The 17,536-nt window shown below is 67.1% G+C and carries 20 protein-coding genes and 1 pseudogene; 17 read left to right on the top strand and 4 right to left on the bottom strand.

Features of this window, described 5'->3' with window-relative positions; genetic code table 11:
- Positions 1 to 19: 19 nt before the first annotated feature.
- The 6 genes and pseudogenes from ACTJLD_RS17625 (at position 20) to ACTJLD_RS17600 (ending at position 4,311) form a co-directional block, all read left to right on the top strand.
- A complete protein-coding gene (locus ACTJLD_RS17625; RefSeq protein WP_060173973.1) occupies positions 20 to 343 on the top strand; it encodes a MoaF-related domain-containing protein in 324 nt (107 codons plus the stop codon).
- A 13-nt stretch (positions 344 to 356) separates the two neighbouring features.
- Positions 357 to 1,313, top strand: coding sequence for an LLM class oxidoreductase (locus ACTJLD_RS17620; RefSeq protein ID WP_334068597.1), 957 nt, complete (start codon positions 357 to 359; stop codon positions 1,311 to 1,313).
- Between the two features lie 151 nt (positions 1,314 to 1,464).
- Positions 1,465 to 2,271 (top strand): 2,5-didehydrogluconate reductase DkgB, encoded by an 807-nt coding sequence (gene dkgB, locus ACTJLD_RS17615; protein WP_440659371.1) that lies wholly within the window; start codon positions 1,465 to 1,467, stop codon positions 2,269 to 2,271.
- A 64-nt stretch (positions 2,272 to 2,335) separates the two neighbouring features.
- Positions 2,336 to 3,451 carry an alkene reductase gene (locus ACTJLD_RS17610; RefSeq protein WP_060315633.1) on the top strand — a complete coding sequence of 372 codons (1,116 nt, stop codon included), beginning with the start codon at positions 2,336 to 2,338 and terminating at the stop codon, positions 3,449 to 3,451.
- Positions 3,452 to 3,462: 11 nt separating this feature from the next.
- Positions 3,463 to 3,651 (top strand): annotated as a pseudogene (locus ACTJLD_RS17605) (cyclase family protein); the annotation flags it as partial.
- 141 nt (positions 3,652 to 3,792) lie between these two features.
- Entirely contained in the window at positions 3,793 to 4,311 is a 519-nt protein-coding gene (locus ACTJLD_RS17600) for a DUF3455 domain-containing protein (protein WP_059699776.1), read from the top strand.
- A gap of 138 nt (positions 4,312 to 4,449) precedes the next feature.
- Here the strand turns inward: ACTJLD_RS17600 and ACTJLD_RS17595 are convergent, their stop codons facing one another.
- Positions 4,450 to 5,115, bottom strand: coding sequence for an O-methyltransferase (locus tag ACTJLD_RS17595; protein ID WP_440659370.1), 666 nt, complete (start codon positions 5,113 to 5,115; stop codon positions 4,450 to 4,452).
- A 48-nt stretch (positions 5,116 to 5,163) separates the two neighbouring features.
- On the opposite strand from ACTJLD_RS17595, the gene ACTJLD_RS17590 reads away from it, so the two are divergent.
- The 3 genes from ACTJLD_RS17590 (at position 5,164) to ACTJLD_RS17580 (ending at position 8,610) form a co-directional block, all read left to right on the top strand.
- Positions 5,164 to 5,841 (top strand): TetR family transcriptional regulator, encoded by a 678-nt coding sequence (locus ACTJLD_RS17590; RefSeq protein WP_226188752.1) that lies wholly within the window; start codon positions 5,164 to 5,166, stop codon positions 5,839 to 5,841.
- Between the two features lie 560 nt (positions 5,842 to 6,401).
- Positions 6,402 to 7,790, top strand: a complete 1,389-nt coding sequence (locus ACTJLD_RS17585) for an NCS2 family permease (protein ID WP_021156467.1) — start codon at positions 6,402 to 6,404, stop codon at positions 7,788 to 7,790.
- A 217-nt stretch (positions 7,791 to 8,007) separates the two neighbouring features.
- Entirely contained in the window at positions 8,008 to 8,610 is a 603-nt protein-coding gene (locus ACTJLD_RS17580) for a hypothetical protein (RefSeq protein WP_440659369.1), read from the top strand.
- On the opposite strand, the gene ACTJLD_RS17575 is transcribed toward ACTJLD_RS17580, so the two are convergent.
- Positions 8,597 to 8,998, bottom strand: coding sequence for a CopD family protein (locus ACTJLD_RS17575; protein ID WP_440659368.1), 402 nt, complete (start codon positions 8,996 to 8,998; stop codon positions 8,597 to 8,599). The two genes, ACTJLD_RS17580 and ACTJLD_RS17575, sit on opposite strands and share 14 nt — an antisense overlap.
- The gene (locus ACTJLD_RS17570) at positions 8,995 to 9,303 is read right to left on the bottom strand and encodes a DUF3817 domain-containing protein (RefSeq protein ID WP_027790418.1); all 309 of its coding nucleotides are present in this window, start codon (positions 9,301 to 9,303) and stop codon (positions 8,995 to 8,997) included. The genes ACTJLD_RS17575 and ACTJLD_RS17570 overlap by 4 nt, the downstream gene beginning before the upstream one ends.
- A gap of 107 nt (positions 9,304 to 9,410) precedes the next feature.
- Here ACTJLD_RS17570 and ACTJLD_RS17565 point away from each other — a divergent pair, with 107 nt between their 5' ends.
- The 4 genes from ACTJLD_RS17565 (at position 9,411) to ACTJLD_RS17550 (ending at position 13,695) form a co-directional block, all read left to right on the top strand.
- Positions 9,411 to 10,358 (top strand): GlxA family transcriptional regulator, encoded by a 948-nt coding sequence (locus tag ACTJLD_RS17565; RefSeq protein WP_226152610.1) that lies wholly within the window; start codon positions 9,411 to 9,413, stop codon positions 10,356 to 10,358.
- Between the two features lie 67 nt (positions 10,359 to 10,425).
- The gene (locus tag ACTJLD_RS17560; RefSeq protein ID WP_021156472.1) at positions 10,426 to 11,346 is read left to right on the top strand and encodes a LysR family transcriptional regulator; all 921 of its coding nucleotides are present in this window, start codon (positions 10,426 to 10,428) and stop codon (positions 11,344 to 11,346) included.
- Positions 11,347 to 11,572: 226 nt separating this feature from the next.
- Positions 11,573 to 12,355 (top strand): ABC transporter substrate-binding protein, encoded by a 783-nt coding sequence (locus tag ACTJLD_RS17555; protein WP_027790415.1) that lies wholly within the window; start codon positions 11,573 to 11,575, stop codon positions 12,353 to 12,355.
- A gap of 224 nt (positions 12,356 to 12,579) precedes the next feature.
- Positions 12,580 to 13,695, top strand: a complete 1,116-nt coding sequence (locus tag ACTJLD_RS17550) for a succinylglutamate desuccinylase/aspartoacylase family protein (protein ID WP_027790414.1) — start codon at positions 12,580 to 12,582, stop codon at positions 13,693 to 13,695.
- Between the two features lie 150 nt (positions 13,696 to 13,845).
- Here ACTJLD_RS17550 and ACTJLD_RS17545 read toward each other — a convergent pair whose 3' ends face one another.
- Positions 13,846 to 14,652, bottom strand: a complete 807-nt coding sequence (locus ACTJLD_RS17545; RefSeq protein WP_027790413.1) for a MetQ/NlpA family ABC transporter substrate-binding protein — start codon at positions 14,650 to 14,652, stop codon at positions 13,846 to 13,848.
- A 308-nt stretch (positions 14,653 to 14,960) separates the two neighbouring features.
- Here ACTJLD_RS17545 and ACTJLD_RS17540 point away from each other — a divergent pair, with 308 nt between their 5' ends.
- The 4 genes from ACTJLD_RS17540 to ACTJLD_RS17525 all read left to right on the top strand — a co-directional run bounded on the left by ACTJLD_RS17540 (position 14,961) and on the right by ACTJLD_RS17525 (position 17,509).
- Entirely contained in the window at positions 14,961 to 16,118 is a 1,158-nt protein-coding gene (locus ACTJLD_RS17540) for a porin (protein WP_027790412.1), read from the top strand.
- A 207-nt stretch (positions 16,119 to 16,325) separates the two neighbouring features.
- On the top strand, positions 16,326 to 16,586 hold the full coding sequence (locus ACTJLD_RS17535; RefSeq protein WP_011353838.1) for a DUF2866 domain-containing protein: 261 nt from the start codon (positions 16,326 to 16,328) through the stop codon (positions 16,584 to 16,586).
- Positions 16,587 to 16,710: 124 nt separating this feature from the next.
- Positions 16,711 to 17,094, top strand: coding sequence for a DUF6232 family protein (locus ACTJLD_RS17530; protein ID WP_042972737.1), 384 nt, complete (start codon positions 16,711 to 16,713; stop codon positions 17,092 to 17,094).
- A 187-nt stretch (positions 17,095 to 17,281) separates the two neighbouring features.
- Positions 17,282 to 17,509: a hypothetical protein gene (locus ACTJLD_RS17525; RefSeq protein WP_027790410.1), complete on the top strand. Its 228-nt coding sequence runs from the start codon at positions 17,282 to 17,284 to the stop codon at positions 17,507 to 17,509.
- The last annotated feature ends 27 nt before the right edge of the window (positions 17,510 to 17,536 follow it).

Genomic DNA, 17,536 nt, shown 5'->3' with positions numbered 1-17,536 from the left:
TTTGCAGGAGCCAACCAGCATGAACGCATCGACCCAACGTCCGCCGTTCGCCGGCAAGACTTTCGAAGTCCGTTACGACGGTCTCACCGCGCTCAACGCGTACGACGAGGACGGCCTCCACATGCGCTACGAGATCACCGAAGGCCCGTACGCGGGCGCGAAGGGTGAAGTCGAATACACGTGGCAGCACGTCGCCGGCGACACCTACGCGATCTCGTGGCAGGAAGCCGACCGCGCGACGGTCGTGCATGTCGACGATTTCGCCGCCGGCACGTCGCGCTCGTTCTTCACCGCGGCGTCGCTCGATTTCTACCGCCTCGAAGGCAGCCTGCGCGCGGTCTGAACGGAGCCCGACCATGTCCACTTCACTCGAGAAACTCGCCGACGGCGGCTTCAGCGTCGGCATCGAACTGCCGCTCGACAACGACTGGTCGCCGGCCGGCGACGCGAAGCGCCAGCAACAGGGCCGCCGCCCCGGCGTGCCCGACCTGGCGATCCACGCGGAGCTTGCGCAGCTGGCCGACACGCTCGGCTTCCGCGCGCTCTGGGTGCGCGACGTGCCGGTGTACGACCCGTCGTTCGGCGACGCCGCGCAGGTGTTCGAAACGTTCTCGTATCTCGGCTACCTCGCCGGCATCACGAACGACATCCTGCTCGGCACGGCGGCCGTCGTGCTGCCGCTGCGCGAGCCGCTGCTGACGCTGAAATCGGCCGCGACGATCCAGGAACTGAGCGGCGGCCGCCTGATGCTCGGCGTCGCGAGCGGCGACCGGCCGGTCGAATATCCGCTGTTCGGCCGCGACTTCGCGTCGCGCGGCGCGAATTTCCGCGACCAGGTCGCGCTGCTGCGCAACGGCGCGCGCGGGCACCTGCCGCCGGGCCTCGAGGTGCTGCCGGCCGCGCGCTCGCCGGTGCCGCTGCTCGTCGCGGGTCTCGCGCAGCAGACGCCCGCGTGGATCGGCGAACACATGGACGGCTGCCTCGCTTATCCGGGCACGCCGGCCGACCATGCGCAGCGCGCCGCGAACTGGCGCGCGGTGGCCGGCGACAAGCCGTACGTGAGCTTCATCCACCTCGACCTCGCGGAAGATCCGCACGAGCCGCTGCAGCGGCACCGCTTCGGCGCCCGCGCCGGACGCATCGCGCTGACGGAAGAACTCGCGGCGATGCGCGACGCGGGCGTACGGCACATCGGCCTGCATTTCCGCCGCAACCGCCGCCCGCTCGACGAGACGATGGCCGAGATCGCGTCGGACGTGCTGCCGGCATTCCACGCGAAGACGAAGGCAAACGCGCAGACGCGCGCCGCATAAGGCCGGCAACGGCCTCGAGCGAGCCCGCCGCACGACCGATATTTGAATTCAAATCAAATATTTTTGACCTCTAAAGGCGTTTATCTCATCAGTATCAAGCGCCAGAATGACTTCCATACCGCAACCGTTCCACCCCTTTCAGGAGCACTTGATGAGCAACATTCCCGCATTCGGCCTCGGTACGTTCCGCCTGCAAGGCCAGGTGGTCATCGACTCGGTGCGCAACGGCCTCGAAGTCGGGTACCGCGCGATCGACACCGCGCAGATCTACGGCAACGAAGCCGAAGTCGGCGAAGCGATCGCCGCATCGGGCGTGCGCCGCGAAGACCTGTTCCTCACGACGAAGATCTGGGTCGACAACTACGCACCGGAAAAGCTGGTCGCGAGCCTCGAGGAAAGCCTGCGCAAGCTGCGCACCGACTATGTCGACCTGACGCTGATCCACTGGCCGGCCCCGGGCAACGGCGTGTCGATCGAGGCGTTCATGACCGCGCTGGCCGACGCGAAGGCGAAGGGCCTCACGCGCCAGATCGGCATCTCGAACTTCAACATCGAACTGACGAAGGAAGCGATCGCGGCCGTCGGCAAGGATGCGATCGCGACGAACCAGATCGAACTGAGCCCGTACCTGCAGAACCGCAAGCTCGTCAAGTTCCTGAACGCCGAAGGCATCCACGTGACGTCGTACATGACGCTCGCGTACGGCAAGGTGCTCGGCGACCCGGTGATCGGCGCGATCGCACAGCGTCACGACGCGACGCCGGCACAGGTCGCACTCGCGTGGGCGCTGCAGCTCGGCTACTCGGTGATTCCGTCGTCGACGAAACGCGAGAACCTCGCGAGCAACCTGCTCGCGCAGACGCTGCGCCTGACCGACGAAGACATGGCGCAGATCGCCGCGCTGGAGCGCAACGGCCGCGAAGTCGACCCGGCCGGCCTCGCGCCGAAGTGGGACTAAGCGCACCGCTCTCTCAATCGAATCGTCCGCGGCCAGCCGGCCGCGGCACCGACAGGACTCCATCATGACCCAGGACCCGCTTTTCCAACCGCTGCAATTCGGCGCGCTGACGCTGCCGAACCGCATCGTGATGCCGCCGATGACGCGTTCGCGCGCCAGCCAGCCCGGCGACGAAGCCAACGAACTGATGGCCGCGTATTACGCGCAGCGCGCGAGTGCGGGCCTGATCGTCAGCGAAGGCACCTACATCGCGCCGCTCGGCAAGGGCTACGCATGGACGCCCGGCATTCACACGCCGTCGCAGGTCGCCGGCTGGCGCAAGGTGACGGACGCCGTGCATGCCGCGCACGGCCGCATCTTCGCGCAGCTGTGGCACGTCGGCCGCCTGAGCCACACGAGCCTGCTCGGCGGCGCGCAGCCGGTATCGTCGTCGCCGCTCCAGGCGAAGGGCGTGAACGTGTTCATCGCCGGTGAAGACGGCAGCACGCCGGGCTTCGTGCAGGCATCCGAGCCGCGCGCGCTGTCCGTCGACGAAATCCGCGAGATCGTCGACCAGTACCGCGCCGCCGCGCGCCACGCGATCGAAGCCGGCTTCGACGGCGTCGAGCTGCACGGCGCGAATGGCTACCTCGTCAACCAGTTCATCGATTCGAACGCGAACACGCGTACCGACCAATACGGCGGCTCGCTGGAGAACCGGCTGCGCTTCCTGCGTGAAGTCACGCAGGCGCTGATCGAAGGCACCGGCGACGCATCGCGCGTCGGCATCCGCCTCGCGCCGCTGACCACGCTGAACGGCTGCGTCGACGACGATCCGGAAACGACCTATCTCGCCGCCGCGAAGCTGCTCGGCGAGCTCGGCGTCGGCTACCTGCACATTGCGGAAGCCGACTGGGACGACGCACCGCTGATGCCGCTCGAATTCAAGCAGCAGCTGCGCGCCGCGTACCCGGGCGTGCTGATCTACGCCGGCGCGTACACCGCCGAGCGCGCACGCGAAGCGATCGCCGCCGGCTGGGCCGACCTCGTCGCATTCGGCCGCCCGTTCGTCGCGAACCCCGACCTGCCCGAACGCCTGCGCACCGGCGCCGCGCTCGCGCCGCACGACCGCAACACGCTGTTCGGCGGCGGTGCCCGGGGCCTGACCGATTACCCGACGCTCGCGCAAGCCGCGGCGTGACGATCGACAGGAATCCGCACACGCAGGATGAATTCCCGATCAACCAGTACATGCTCGCGAAGCGCGGCATCTACAACCTGGAGCTGATCGACAGCCGCGCGCTGGTGCGCGACAAGGCGTGGGAATTCCTGTTCGTGCTCGGCCAGCCGCTGTACGTCGGCTCCACGCAGGTCAACATCAACCCGGTTGCGATCCGCTGATCGCGCATCCGCCTCCCCCGGACAATCGCGGCCGCTAGCGCCGCGATTGTCATTTCCGGGTTGCGGCCCGCGCCATCGGCGTCTAGTGTTGACGAGATCGACTTCACACGACCGTCACCCGACCTGAGAGGACGCTCCGCCATGCCCAGCCGTTCCCCGACACGCGACATGCTGCTGGCCCTTGCGGCCGGTCTTTCCTGCGCGGCGTTCACCGCGCCCGCGCATGCCGACGAGGCCGCCGGCCTCGCGCCGCCCGAGCCGGCCACGCCGGTGCTGTCGACCACCGCGAGCGGCATGCAGGTCTATGCCTGCGAATACGATGCCGGGCACCGGCTCGCGTGGGCCTTCCAGTACCCCGAAGCGCTGCTGTTCGATGCCGGCGGCACCCTCGTCGTCCGGCACGGCGCGGGCCCGTCGTGGGAAGCACTCGACGGCAGCCGCATCACCGGCAAGAAGCTCGAGGAAGCGCCGAGCGCACGCCCGGGCAGCGTTCCTCAACTGCTGCTCGCGGCCACGCCGGCCGCCACCGGCACGCTTGCCGGCGTGCGCTTCGTGCAGCGGCTCGACACGGCGGGCGGCACGCCGCCGGCCGCGACGTGCACGACCGAGCATGCGGTCGGACGCTTTCCTTACTTCGCGCGCTATGTGTTCCTGAAGTGAAGTGAGGTAACGCCCGGCGCCGCCGGCACCGGGCCTCTTCCCGCTTCCTTCCGCCGCGCTGCCACGCCGCCATTCATTCAGTTTTCCTGTCTTTCATGCGCGGAAGCGTGAAAGCGTCGACACCCGCGTTACGCCCGCTCAGCGTATCCGCATCGACAACTCGACATCGCCGCCGAACGGCACCGACAGATAGCCGTTTTCCGGCGCGCGCACGTACGCGAGGTAGTCGGGGCTGTATTCCGCGTTGTCGGCCACGACGAAAGCCCCCGCCCCGAGGCGAGGTTCGACCAGCGCCAGGATCTCCGGATACAGCCCCTTCGCGCCGTCGAGCAGCAACAGGTCGACCGAATCCGGAAGATCGGCGGCCAGCGTGCGCAGCGCATCGCCCTCGCGAATCTCCACGAGATCGGCGAGCCCGGCCGCCGTCAGGTTCGCCCTCGCGCGCGCGACCTTCGACGGTTCGAACTCGCTCGTGATCAGCCGGCCACCGCCGTTGTCACGCAGCGCGGCCGCGAGATGCAGCGTCGAAATGCCGAACGACGTGCCGAATTCGACGATCGCCCGCGCGCCGCCGCTGCGCGCGAGCATGTACAGCAGCGTGCCCGTCTCGCGCGACACGGAAAGCGGATAGTCCTTCAGGCGCGCATACAGATCGGTGTAGTCCGTCTTGCTGCGCATCAGCCGCGCCTGCTCGTCGCGCGACAGGTCGGCGAAGGCCGGGCTCGTCGCGGGCGACGCCGCCTCGGCTTCGTCGAACAGGCGCGCGAGCAGCGACGCCAGCGGGTCGTGAATCAGGGTGGTCATGCGGATCTCCGGTGTCAGGTTGAGTGCGTCAGTGCGCCCGACTAGAATATGACGAACTATTCAGGTTTTACTATTCGCATTGGCCAACCGCCCATGACCGACCGCCGAAACGCCCCGATTGCCACGCGCAAGCTGCCTCGGCAGGCGCGCTCGACCCGTCTCGTCGAAGACGTCCTCCAGGCTGCTGTTCAGGTTTTGGCGACCGAAGGCGCGCAGCGCTTCACGATGGCGCGCGTCGCCGAGCGCGCCGGCGTGAGCGTCGGCTCGCTGTATCAGTACTTCCCGAACAAGGCGTCGGTGCTGTTTCGGCTGCAGCACGACGAATGGCGGCAGACGTCCGACATGCTGTGCCAGATACTGCAGGACACGCAGAAGACGCCGCCCGAGCGACTGCGCACGGCCGTCCATGCGTTCGTCCAGTCGGAATGCGACGAGGCGAGCATGCGCATCGCGCTCGACGACGCCGCACCGCTCTATCGCGACGCGCCCGAAGCGCAGGAAGTGAAAGCCGAAGGCAACCGGGTCTTCAACGCGTTCATGCGCGAAGCGTTGCCCGGCGTGCCCGACACCACGCATGCGCTCGCCTGCGAGCTGATCATGACGACGCTCACGTCGGGCGGCAAGGCGTTCTCCGAAACCGCGCGCACGCCGGCGGAAATCGACGCCTATTCGACCGCGATGGCCGACATGTTCTGCGCGTACCTCTCGCATCTCGCAAGCGACTGACGCGATCGGCGCGACCGAAGCGACGAGGGCCGGAACGCGCGAGCGCAAGCCGCGTGCGGCATCGGTATCATCCGGGTGCCGCTTGTACACGGCCGCGCACCGCATCGCGTCGCGCGCCGCCGTTTTCATGCGCGTGCACCGCCTCAATGAAAGATATTCGTAAGATTCAATGCCTCACCCGCTCCCGCCCTGCCCGTCGACCCTGCATTCAAATAGTCGCCTTAACGGATTCGAACTAGGCGTATACACGCGTGTCGTCGCGACGGAGCCCGGTTGCACGCCGATATAAGCGCTGCGACATGCGCTGCATGCACTTCCCCCGATGGGACGTGATGGGCCGCTCGCCTAACCTTCGCTACGGCAAAGCACACGTGACGGGGTCGACCACACCACGCGTCGTCCGACGCGACACCCTCGCGATCGTTTCGATTCGCACGTAACGACACGCATCACGCGTCATTCGTCCCCACGACGTTGCCGACAAATCCCAACCAGATACGAGACACCCTGACGACGGTTCGCTACGGGCCGTTTCAGCATGCTGATAAAGGAGCAAGCTCATGAGTGATACCCCGGTGCAGCCGACGGTCGACGTCGGCGCGGCAGAATCTGACTTTGGCACCCAGGGAGTCATCGACCGGTACTTCGGCATTTCGTCGCGCGGCAGCACGCAACGCACCGAGATCGTCGCCGGCGTCACCACCTTCCTCGCGATGGTCTATTCCGTGTTCGTCGTGCCCGGCATGTTCGGCAAGGCCGGCTTCGACACGAGCGCGGTGTTCGTCGCGGTCTGCCTCACGACCGCGTTCGGCTCGCTGCTGATGGGCCTGTGGGCGAAGCTGCCGATCGCGATCGGCTGCGCGATCTCGCTGACCGCGTTCACCGCGTTCGGCCTCGTGCTCGGCAAGGGGCTGCATCCGACGGTCGCGCTCGGCGCCGTGTTCCTGATGGGCCTCGTGTTCACCGGCATCTCGGTGACCGGCGTGCGCTCGTGGATCCTGCGCAACCTGCCCGCGGGCGTCGCGCACGGCACCGGGATCGGCATCGGCCTGTTCCTGCTGCTGATCGCGTCGAACGACGTCGGCCTCGTGATCAAGAACCCGGGCGCCGGCCTGCCGGTCTCGCTCGGCCAGATCACCGCCCTCCCGGTGATCATGTCCGTCGTCGGCCTCGCCGCGATCTTCGGCCTCGAGAAACGTCGCGTGCCGGGCGGCATCCTGCTCGTCGTGATCGCGATCTCGATCTTCGGGCTGATCTTCGATCCCGCCGTGAAGTACCACGGTGTCTTCGCACTGCCGTCGCTGAGCGCACCGGGCCATGCATCGCTGATCGGCGCGATGGACATCAAGGGCGCGCTGTCGATGGCCGTGCTGCCGAGCGTGCTGGCGCTGGTGATGACCGCCGTGTTCGACGCGACCGGCACGATCCGCGCGGTCGCGGGCCAGGCCGGCCAGCTCGACGAGAACGGCCGCATCATCAACGGCGGCCGCGCGCTGACCGCCGATTCGATCAGCTCGATCTTCTCCGGTTTCCTCGGCGGCGCGCCGGCGGCGGCCTACATCGAGTCGAGCGTCGGCGTGGCCGCCGGCGCGAAGACGGGCCTCGCGGCCGCCGTGGTCGGCCTGCTGTTCCTCGTCGTGATGTTCTTCTCGCCGCTCGCGGGCCTCGTGCCGTCGTACGCCACCGCACCCGCGCTGATGTACGTCGGCCTGCTGATGCTCGGCAGCGTGAGCAAGCTGCACATGGACGACATGGTCGACGCGATGTCGGGCCTCGTGTGCGCGGTGTTCATCGTGCTGACCGCGAACATCGTGACGGGCATCATGCTCGGCTTCTCGACGCTCGTGATCGGCCGCATCGCCAGCGGCGAATTCCGCAAGCTGAACGTCGGCACCGTGCTCATCGCGGCCGTGCTCGTCACGTTCTATCTCGGCGGCTGGGCGATCTGACCGCGAAACCTGCGCGACGTCGCCTGCAGAAGGGCGGCGCGCATCGGGACGACATCGTCTCCTCCACCATCGTCGTTGATGGTCTCCAGGCCTGGGAACGCAAGTTTCCAGGCTTTTTTTGTGCGTGCAGTGCAGCACGATGCGCGTCGCGGAAACGGCGCGACGCAAATTCGCGCCCGGTGCTACGATCGCGCTTTGCCCCCCTTCAGGAGCCGCGATGAACGCGCTCGGCATCGTCTCCGAATCGAGCACCCGGACCTCGGCGCGCAAGCCGCCGTTCATCCCGTCGTTCGGGTTCCACGAAATGCATGAATCGCAGCCGATCGACGCGCCGCCCGCGCGCATCATCGACGCCGTCGCGTCGCTCGACATGCGTGCCGATCCCGTCATCGACGCACTGCTCATGGTGCGCGAATTCCCGGCCGCCGTCGCCGGCGCGCTCCGCAACGGGCCGGCCCGCCCCGAACACGCGCGCTTCGGCTTCAACTCGTTCACGCTGCTCCACCGCGACGACACATCGCTGTCGCTCGGCCTCGTCGGCCGCTTCTGGCGTCCCACGCCCGACGTTCGAACGATCGCCGACGCAACGGCCTTCGTGCGGCACGACGACCCGCGCGATGCGAAGCTGGTGCTCCGCTTCGAGGTCGTCGGGCTCGCATCGGGCGCGCACATGCTGCGCACGGAAACGTTCATCCACTGCCCGAGCGAGCGCACGCGCTGGCTGCTCACGCCGTACTGGCTCGCGATCCGGCTGGGAAGCGGCTGGATCCGGCGCCGTACGCTGGCGGCGGTCGAAACGGCACTCGTCAGAACGGCTTGATCACGACCAGCCCGACGACGATCGCCGTCGCGGCCACGACCGCGCCCGCCGCCTGCCCGAGCCACGGTGTCGGCACGACGACGAGATCGTCGCGCGCCATGCGCCGCAGCGTGCCGGCCAGCATGCCGTGCAGCGCCGACAGCGCGACGACGATCGCAAGCTTCACCGACAGCCACGCCGCGCCGAACCAGTGACCGCTCAGCGCGATCGCGAGCCCCGTGATCCAGACGATCGCGAGTGCAGGCGCCGTCACCGTGCGATCCCAGCGCCGCACCGCGCGATGCACGGCGAGGTTCGCGATCCGGACACCGACGGACAGCATCAGCAGCCCGCCGACGAACGTGACGACGGCCGCCACGTGCACGGTCTTCATCATCAGGTAGATCATCGCGCGTGCCTCCGGCGCGCGATCCATCCCGCACTCGCCAGCCCCGCGAACGGCACGACGGCCGACAGCACGAGCCGCGCGACGTCGCCCCTGCTCCACAGCCCGCTCGATGCGGTGCCGACGACCGCCCACACGTACATCGCGAACGCGATGCCGTGGACCGGCCCCATGATCGATACCGCGACCGGATAGCCGGCCAGATGCTTGAGCGGCACGGCGACGCACACCAGCACGACGAGCGTGGTCGCCTCCAGCAACGACAGGTACTGCAGGTTCCGCAACGCGTTGCGATCGTCTTGTTTCATCGGTGGGGCTCCAGGTTGATCCGCCGCGATTGTCGCGCGTGGTGCGGGTTCGAGCCATTGGCTAGAATGACATCTTTCAACGGATTCCGGCCACGGCCGCGAACGCCATGCACACGGTCGCCGTTCTCGCCTTGCCCGATGTCGTCCCGTTCGACCTGGGCGTCGCCTGCGACACGTTCGCGCGCGTGCGGTCGCCCGACGTCGCGCCGGCCTACCACGTGCGGGTGTGCAGCGAGCAGCCGCGCGTCACCGGCGACCTGTTCGAGCTGCGCCCGCCGTTTCGGCTCGACGCGCTGGCCGGCGCCGATACGATCATGGTCCCCGGCACGTCCGAGCCGCTCGCGCCCACGTCGCCCCGCGTGCTCGCCGCGTTGCGCGCGGCTGCCGCGCGCGGTTGCCGGATCGCGTCGATCTGCAGCGGCGCGTTCGTGCTCGCGGAAGCCGGGTTGCTCGACGGCCTGCGCGCGACGACGCACTGGCTCGCGGCCGCCGAACTCGCACGCCGCTATCCGGACGTCGACGTCGATCCGAACGTGCTGTTCGTCGACAACGGGCGCATCCTGACGTCGGCCGGCGCGGCGGCCGGTCTCGACCTGTGCCTGCACATGATCCAGGCCGACTACGGTGCGGCGGTTGCCGTCGACGCCGCACGCAGCGCGGTGGCGCCGCGCGTGCGCGAAGGCGGGCAGGCGCAGTTCATCGCGCCGGAATGGCCGGCCGGCGGCGACGGGCTGCACGACCTGATGGACTGGCTCCAGGCGAACCTGCGCAAGCCGCTCACGCTCGACGAGATGGCCCGCAAGGCATCGACGAGCGTGCGCACGCTGACGCGGCGCTTCCAGGAACAGACCGGCACGTCGCCGCGGCAATGGCTGCAGACCGCACGCGTCAGGCACGCGCAGCAGTTGCTGGAGGTGACGGCGCTGTCGATCGAGCATGTCGCGACGGAAGCCGGATTCGGTTCGGTCACCGCGTTTCGCGAGCGGTTCGCGCGCATCGTCGGCACGTCGCCGCAGCGTTATCGCCAGACGTTCCGCGCACGCACCGGCGCGTGACGTTCGTCAGGATCACTACCTGAAGCATCCAGCCGCCGCCCCCTTTCGCGCCAACCGGACCCGATCGATGACCCGCATCCGCAATCCCCTGAACATCGCGCAGCTCCAGGCGTTCGTCTCCGCCGCGCATCACAAGAGCCTGCGCGCCGCGGCGCGCGAACTCGGCGTCACGCAGCCCGCGATCACGCATACGATCCGCGAGCTCGAAACGGCGCTCAACGCGGAGTTGCTCGCGCGCAGCGTCCGCGGCGTCGAGCTGACCGCGTGCGGCCATGCGCTGCTGCCGCGCGCCGAGCAACTGCTCGGCGATATCCGCCGCACGGTCGAGGCCGTCGAACAGGTGAAGGGCGAGATGTCCGGTCGCGTCGCGGTCGGCACGATGCCGTCGATCGCACTGACGGCGCTGCCGCGCGCGGTGACGGCATTCCGCCGGTCGATGCCGGACGTGAGCCTGCATCTCGAGGAAGTGACGGTGCCCGACGCGCTCGCGCAGTTGCGCAACGGCACGCTCGACATCGCTGCGATGCACCACGTGCCCGCGCTCGACCGCGATTTCACGCAGTTGCCGCTGCTGTCCACCGAATTCACCGTCGTGATGCGCGAAGGCCACCCGCTCGCGCACGCGCGCCGGTTAGAGGAATTGCTCGATGCCGAGTGGATCGTCACCGTCGGCGCCGAGCAGTTTCCGCACAGCGTGATGGTCGGGATGTTCCAGGCGCACGGGCTGCCGCTGCCGAAGCGGCTCTTGCGCTCGCCGATGTCGTTCGCGGTGACGCTCGGGCTCGTCGCGCGCTCGGACGTGATCGGCTGCTTCACGCGCCCGCTCGCCGCGACGGTCGCGCCGCTCGGCATCCGCACGGCCGAACTCGACGAGCGCATGCCGCGCTTCGACCTGTCGATCATCGCGCGGCGCGACCTGCTGCCCACGCCCGCCGTCACGCAATTCGTCACGTGCCTGCAGCGTGCGGTCAACGAAACGCTCGGCTGAATCGTTCCTGTGTCTGAAACGGCGGCGCACGCAACGCGCCGCCGCCGGGCCCGGTATCGGGGCTTGTCCTAGGCGCCCTGCCGGTATTTTGTCTTGATAATCTTGCGCACGTCGCGCGCCCGCATCGGGTGGGCGAAACGGACAGCCTGACGCGAAGCCGCGGCGGGCCGAAGGCTTACGGCGCGGCACAACCGCGCACCCATCGAACAAAACGAGGAGTCACCTGGTGAAAAAGATTCTTGCGGCTGTGACCGTTGCCCTGCTCGCCGTATCGGCCGGCAGCGCGTATGCGAAGGACTGGTCGACCGTGCGGTTCGGCGTCGACGCAAGCTACCCGCCTTTCGAATCGAAAGGCGCTGACGGCAAGGTTGTGGGTTTCGACGTCGATCTCGGCAACGAAATCTGCCGCCGCATGAACGCGAAGTGCGTGTGGATCGAAAACGACTTCGACGGGATGATCCCGGCACTGAAGGCCCGCAAGTTCGACGGCGTGCTGTCGTCGATGTCGATGACGCCGGCGCGTCAGGAACAGATCGCCTTCTCGGCGAAGCTGTTCAACACGCCGACGCGCCTCGTCACGAAGAAGGGTGCCGGCCTGATGCCGACGGCCGAATCGCTGAAGGGCAAGTCGGTCGGCGTCGAGCAGGGCACGATCCAGGAAACCTACGCGAAGACGTACTGGGCCCCGAAGGGCGTGAACGTCGTGCCTTACCAGAACCAGGACCAGGTCTACGCCGACCTGATCTCCGGCCGTCTGGACGGCGCGCTGCAGGACGCGGTGCAGGCCGAAATCGGCTTCCTGAAGACCCCGCGCGGCGCGAACTACGACTTCGCCGGCAAGGATCTCGACGATCCGAAGACGCTCGGCGAAGGCGCCGGCATCGGCCTGCGCAAGGAAGACACCGACCTGAAGGCGAAGATCGACAGCGCGATCGCCGGCATGCGCAAGGACGGCACGTACGCGAAGATCGCGAAGAAGTACTTCGATTTCGACGTCTACGGCAAGTAATCCGCCACGCAAGCGCACGCTTCGCTTCGGCACGAACGGGCTCCGCAAGGAGCCCGTTTTTTTCGTGCACGGCGGACGCGGCGTTATTTTTTCCGCACCAACCTGATGATTCGCAACGAAAATCGGCGCGTTCTGGCGCCGGTTTGATGGGGGCGAGGAAGGCAACGTACAATCGATCTTCCACGCACACCGGATCATTCGCGGCTGCGCCGCACTCCCCCATCATGCAAACGCAGACCCATCCGCTGATTTCCCCCGCCGTCGGTACCGAACGCCAGATCACGAGCTTTCACTACGGCCCGCGCGGCGGCAAGAAGGTCTACATCCAGTCGTCGCTGCACGCGGACGAACTGCCCGGCATGCTGGTCGCCACGCTGCTGCGCCGCAAGATCGCCGCGCTCGAAACGGCCGGCAAGCTGCGCGGCGAAGTCGTCATCGTGCCCGTACCGAACCCGATCGGCCTGTCGCAGCACGTGTTCGGCGATCACCTCGGCCGCTTCGAGCTCGGCTCGATGCAGAACTTCAACCGCAATTTCTACGATCTCGCGGCGCTCGTGCTGCCGCGCGTCGAACACCGCCTCACGCACGATGCGCAGCACAACCTCGTTGCCGTGCGCGCCGCGATGCGCGAAGCGCTCGACGAGCAGAAGCCGCGCACCGAGCTCGATTCGCAGCGCCTCGCGCTGCAGAAGCTGTCGTTCGACGCCGATATCGTGCTCGACCTGCACTGCGACAGCGATGCGGTGATGCACCTCTACACGAATCCCGATCTGTGGACCGACGTCGAGCCGCTGGCGCGCTATCTCGACGCGCAGGCGTCGCTGCTCGCGCTGAATTCGGTCGGCAATCCGTTCGATGAAATCCACAGCTTCTGCTGGTCGGATCTGCGCAGCCGTTTCGGCGACCGCTTCCCGATCCCGAACGGCGCGATTTCCGTCACGGTCGAACTGCGCAGCGAACGCGACGTGTCGTACGAGTTCGCCGAAAAGGACGCGCAGGCGATCGTCGAATACCTGACCGAGCGCGGTGTCGTCGAAGGCACGCCGGCGCCGCTGCCGCCGCTCGCGCATCCGGCCACGCCGCTCGCGGGCACCGATCCGCTCGTCGCGCCCGTGTCGGGCGTGATCGTGTTCCGCACGCCGGTCGGCGTGATGATCGAGGCCGGCCAGGCCGTGGCCGACATCGTCGATCCGCTGACCGATCGCGTCGTCACGCTGAAGAGCAGCGTGTCGGGCGTGCTGTACGCGCGCCAGATCGTGCGCTTCGCGACGGCCGGCATGGAAGTCGCGCGCATCGCGGGCGCGACCGCGATCCGCACGGGTTCGCTGCTGTCGGCCTGAGCGGCCGGCCCGCGCGCCGGGTCACGGCGCGTATCGGGCATCCCCCGGCGCTCACCCGCGCGCACCAATGAAATCGCCCGCTTGCGCGGGCGATTTGCTTTCCGGAATGCCCGGCGATCCATCCGGCCGGGCGAAGGCACGCGTGGGCGTTCAGAACGCCGGCACGATCGCGCCGCCGAACTTCTGGTCGATGAACTTGCGCACGTCGGCCGATTCATAGGCCGCGACGAGTTTCTTCACCCACGGCTTGTCCTTGTCCTGCGCGCGCACGGCGATCAGGTTCGCGTACGGCCCGCGCAGGTCCTCGATCGCGATCGCATCCTTCACCGGCGTGAGCCCGGCCTTCACCGCGTAGTCGGTGTTGATCGACGCGGCGTCGAGATCGGGCAGCGCGCGCGGCAGTTGGGCGGAGTCGAGTTCGACGATCTTGATCTTCTTCGGGTTCTCGGCAACGTCGAGCGGCGTCGCGTTCACGCCGTTGGTGCCGACGCCCGGCTTCAGCTTGATCACGCCGTATTTCTGCAGCAGCAGCAGCGCGCGGTTGCCGTTCGACGGATCGTTCTGGATCCCGACCTTCGCGCCCACCGGCAAATCCTTCAGCGACTTGATCTTCTTCGAATAGAAACCCATCGGCGCCGTGTAGGTGAGCCCGACGTTGACGATCTTGTAGCCGCGCTGCTTGATCTGGCTGTCGAGGAACGGCTGGTGCTGGAAGCCGTTCGCGTCCAGGTCGCCGGCATCGAGCGCCGCGTTCGGCTGCACGTAGTCGTTGAATTCGATGACCTTGATCGCGAGGCCTTCGCGTGCGGCGACCTTCGTCACCTCGGTCCAGATCTGCGCGTCGGGGCCGCTCATCGTGCCGATCTTCAGCGTTTGCGAGTCGGCGTGCGCGCCGGGCGCCGCGAATGCCAGTGCGGCTGCGAGCGCGCCGAGGCCGGTCAGGAATGAACGTCGCATGGTGTCCTCTTGTCCCGTGTCGTTTGTTGGAAGACGGATCGTGGCACGGGGCCGGAACGCCACCAACCAAGCTTATTTCATGTGCATATTCCGGGGCCGGATCGATTCTCAGCCGAATTCGGTATAACCCGCGACGGTACAACCGGGCAGAATTCAGTGTCGCATCGGCGCCACACATTCTTCATATGACAGTCGCTGTCATATTCATTACGTGGCCCCTCGATAAAGTTGCCGCCGGTCCGTGAAAGCGCCCACAGAGAGCGCCGGAACCGCAACTGGACACGCCATTTATTCGCTCGGAGAATCCTTTGAACAAGAAACTGTTGACCATCGCCGTCCTGGCAGCAACGGCCGGCACGGCGCACGCACAAAGCAGCGTGACGCTGTACGGCGTCATCGATGCCGGTATCAGCTACGTGAACCACAGCAAGACCGCCAACGGCGGCTCGGGCAAGCTGTTCAAGTATGACGACGGCGTTGCCCAGGGCAGCCGTTGGGGCCTGCGCGGCACCGAAGACCTCGGTGGCGGCCTGAAGGCGATCTTCGTGCTCGAAAACGGCTTCAACAGCGGTAACGGCACGATCGGCCAGGGCGGCGCGATCTTCGGCCGCCAGGCTTACGTCGGCCTGAGCCAGTCGCAATACGGCACGGTCACGTTCGGCCGCCAGTACTCGTTCTCGACCGACATCCTCGGCTCGAACTACTCGACGGGCGGCAACACGGTCGCGGGCAACTACGCGTACCACGTGAACGACATCGACCAGCTCACGTCGAGCCGCATCAACAACGCCGTGAAGTTCCAGAGCGCGAACTACTCGGGCTTCACGTTCGGCGCGTTGTACGGCTTCTCGAACTCGACGGACTTCGCCGGCGCACCGGCAACGACGTCGGGCACGACGACGACGGCAGGCTCGTCGCGCGCATACAGCTTCGGCCTGAACTACGCGAACGGCCCGCTGTCGGTCGGCGCAGCCTACACGGACATCCGCTTCCCGAGCCAGTCGACGCCGGCCTTCTCGACGTCGATCGCGAACCTGAGCACGGGCAACGTCCGCGACCTGCGCACCTACGGTGTGGGCGGCCGCTACGTCTGGGGCCCGGCAACGGCATGGCTGCTGTGGACGCGTACGCAGTTCTCGACCGTCTCGGGCGCGGGCGGCACGTTCTACAACGCGTATGAAGCAGGCGCGAAGTACGCGTTCACGCCGGCCCTGTCGGGCGGCCTGGGCTACACGTACACGAACGCGACGCAGAACGGCAACTCGTGGCACTGGAACCAGGTCAACGGTATCGCCGACTACGCACTCAGCAAGCGTACGGACGTGTACGGCCTGGTCGTGTACCAGCAGGCATCGGGCAAGGGCGTGCAAGCGCAGATCGGCTCGAGCACGAGCTACTTCAACACGTCGGGCACGGGTTCGAAGAACCAGATCGCCGCACGTATCGGTATCCGTCACAAGTTCTAAAGCATCCGCTTAACTCGCGGATCACGACGGCAAGAAGCGCCCCGCTCCACGCGGGGCGCTTTTTTATGGGCTTTTAAGTTTCGCTTAATTCTGGGCTGAGAGGATGCTCTCACCCCCCCTGTTGGCCGCCTGAACATCGGCGGCTTTTTTTTTGAACCGCCGACGGCGCCGCCATCGATTGCCCACAAGACAGGATCGGAGGCCATGATGATCGAAGATACCGTTTTCAGCCATCTGCACGCGATTCTGACGTGCCAACACTCGATGCCGGTCCAGAGCTGCCGCGTATCGGTCGAAATGCAGCGCCCGTGGGGACGGCCGTATCGTCTCGTCGAATGGACGATGCACCTCGACGCACCCGCGCGGCGCCAGATCGTGCCGGCCGAATCGACCGACGAAGAAATCGCCGAGGTTGTCGCTTCGCACGTGCCGGGCCGGCTTTACGGCGACGGCCGGCTGCAGTTCTGAACGCCGTCCCGTTCCACCCGCTGCCTGTCTTTCGAGCGCGCCGCACGCATCGTGCGGCAGTCGGTCTCGTTTGATGCAGCAACGAAACCTGCTACGCTGCGCGTTTTCGTCCACGCAACACACGATGGAAAACGCATTCAACGAACGCGGCGTGATGATCACGCGCAACGGCCTGTCGGCCGCCGGGCAGGTATTCGCGCTGCGTGACATCCGCCACGTCGATGTCGTCAAGATTCCGAAAAACCGCCTCGTGCCGTCGCTGATCTCGCTGATCGGCGCGGCCGCCGCCGTCGCGGGCGGCATCGCCGGATCGAGCGCCGCGCTCGTCGTCGGCGTGATGCTCGCCGTCGTCGGTTATCTCGCGTGGACCACGCAAGACGTCACGTATCGCCTGATGGTCGAGATGCCCGACGGCAAGCGCGAAGCGCTGTCGAGCGTCGACGTCGAGTTCGTCGAACGCGTCGCGCAGGTCGTGCGCGATGCGCAGGCCGCAACGACGGCCGGCTGATTCCGTTCGCATCCCTGCACGCTTCAATCCGTGGTGCCCGGCCGCGCGCGGCGCGTTTCGCGTCGCGCAACGGCGCCCTCGATTGCCCCGTCGAATCGCATTCCGCCGACGCCTCGCCTGCGCTGCGTACGCCGACCGCCTAGTATGGAAAGAGCGGCTCGTCGCCGCATCGTCCGAGGAGGCCAGCATGAACGTCCAGACGCTGTCCGGCACGCTTCGCGCGCAGGAACTGCTGATCGTGTCGATGGTCCGCGCGCTTCCCCCTGATGCACGCCGTGCGCTCGTCGACCTCTACACCGAACAGATCGCGTTCGCCGAACAGGCCGGCCTCGAAGGCCACGGCGATCGCGCGACCCACGATGCGTTCATCACGCATGCACGCAACCTGCTGATCCGCATCGAAGCACTCGCCTAGAGCCTGTTCACGCTCGTGACGGGCTTG

Origin of the sequence: Burkholderia sp. 22088, assembly GCF_052045915.1 — a bacterium.
Taxonomy (GTDB): Bacteria; Pseudomonadota; Gammaproteobacteria; order Burkholderiales; family Burkholderiaceae; genus Burkholderia; species Burkholderia cepacia.
Note: the sequence above shows the minus strand (reverse complement) of the source record. Positions and strands in the feature narration are given on the sequence as shown.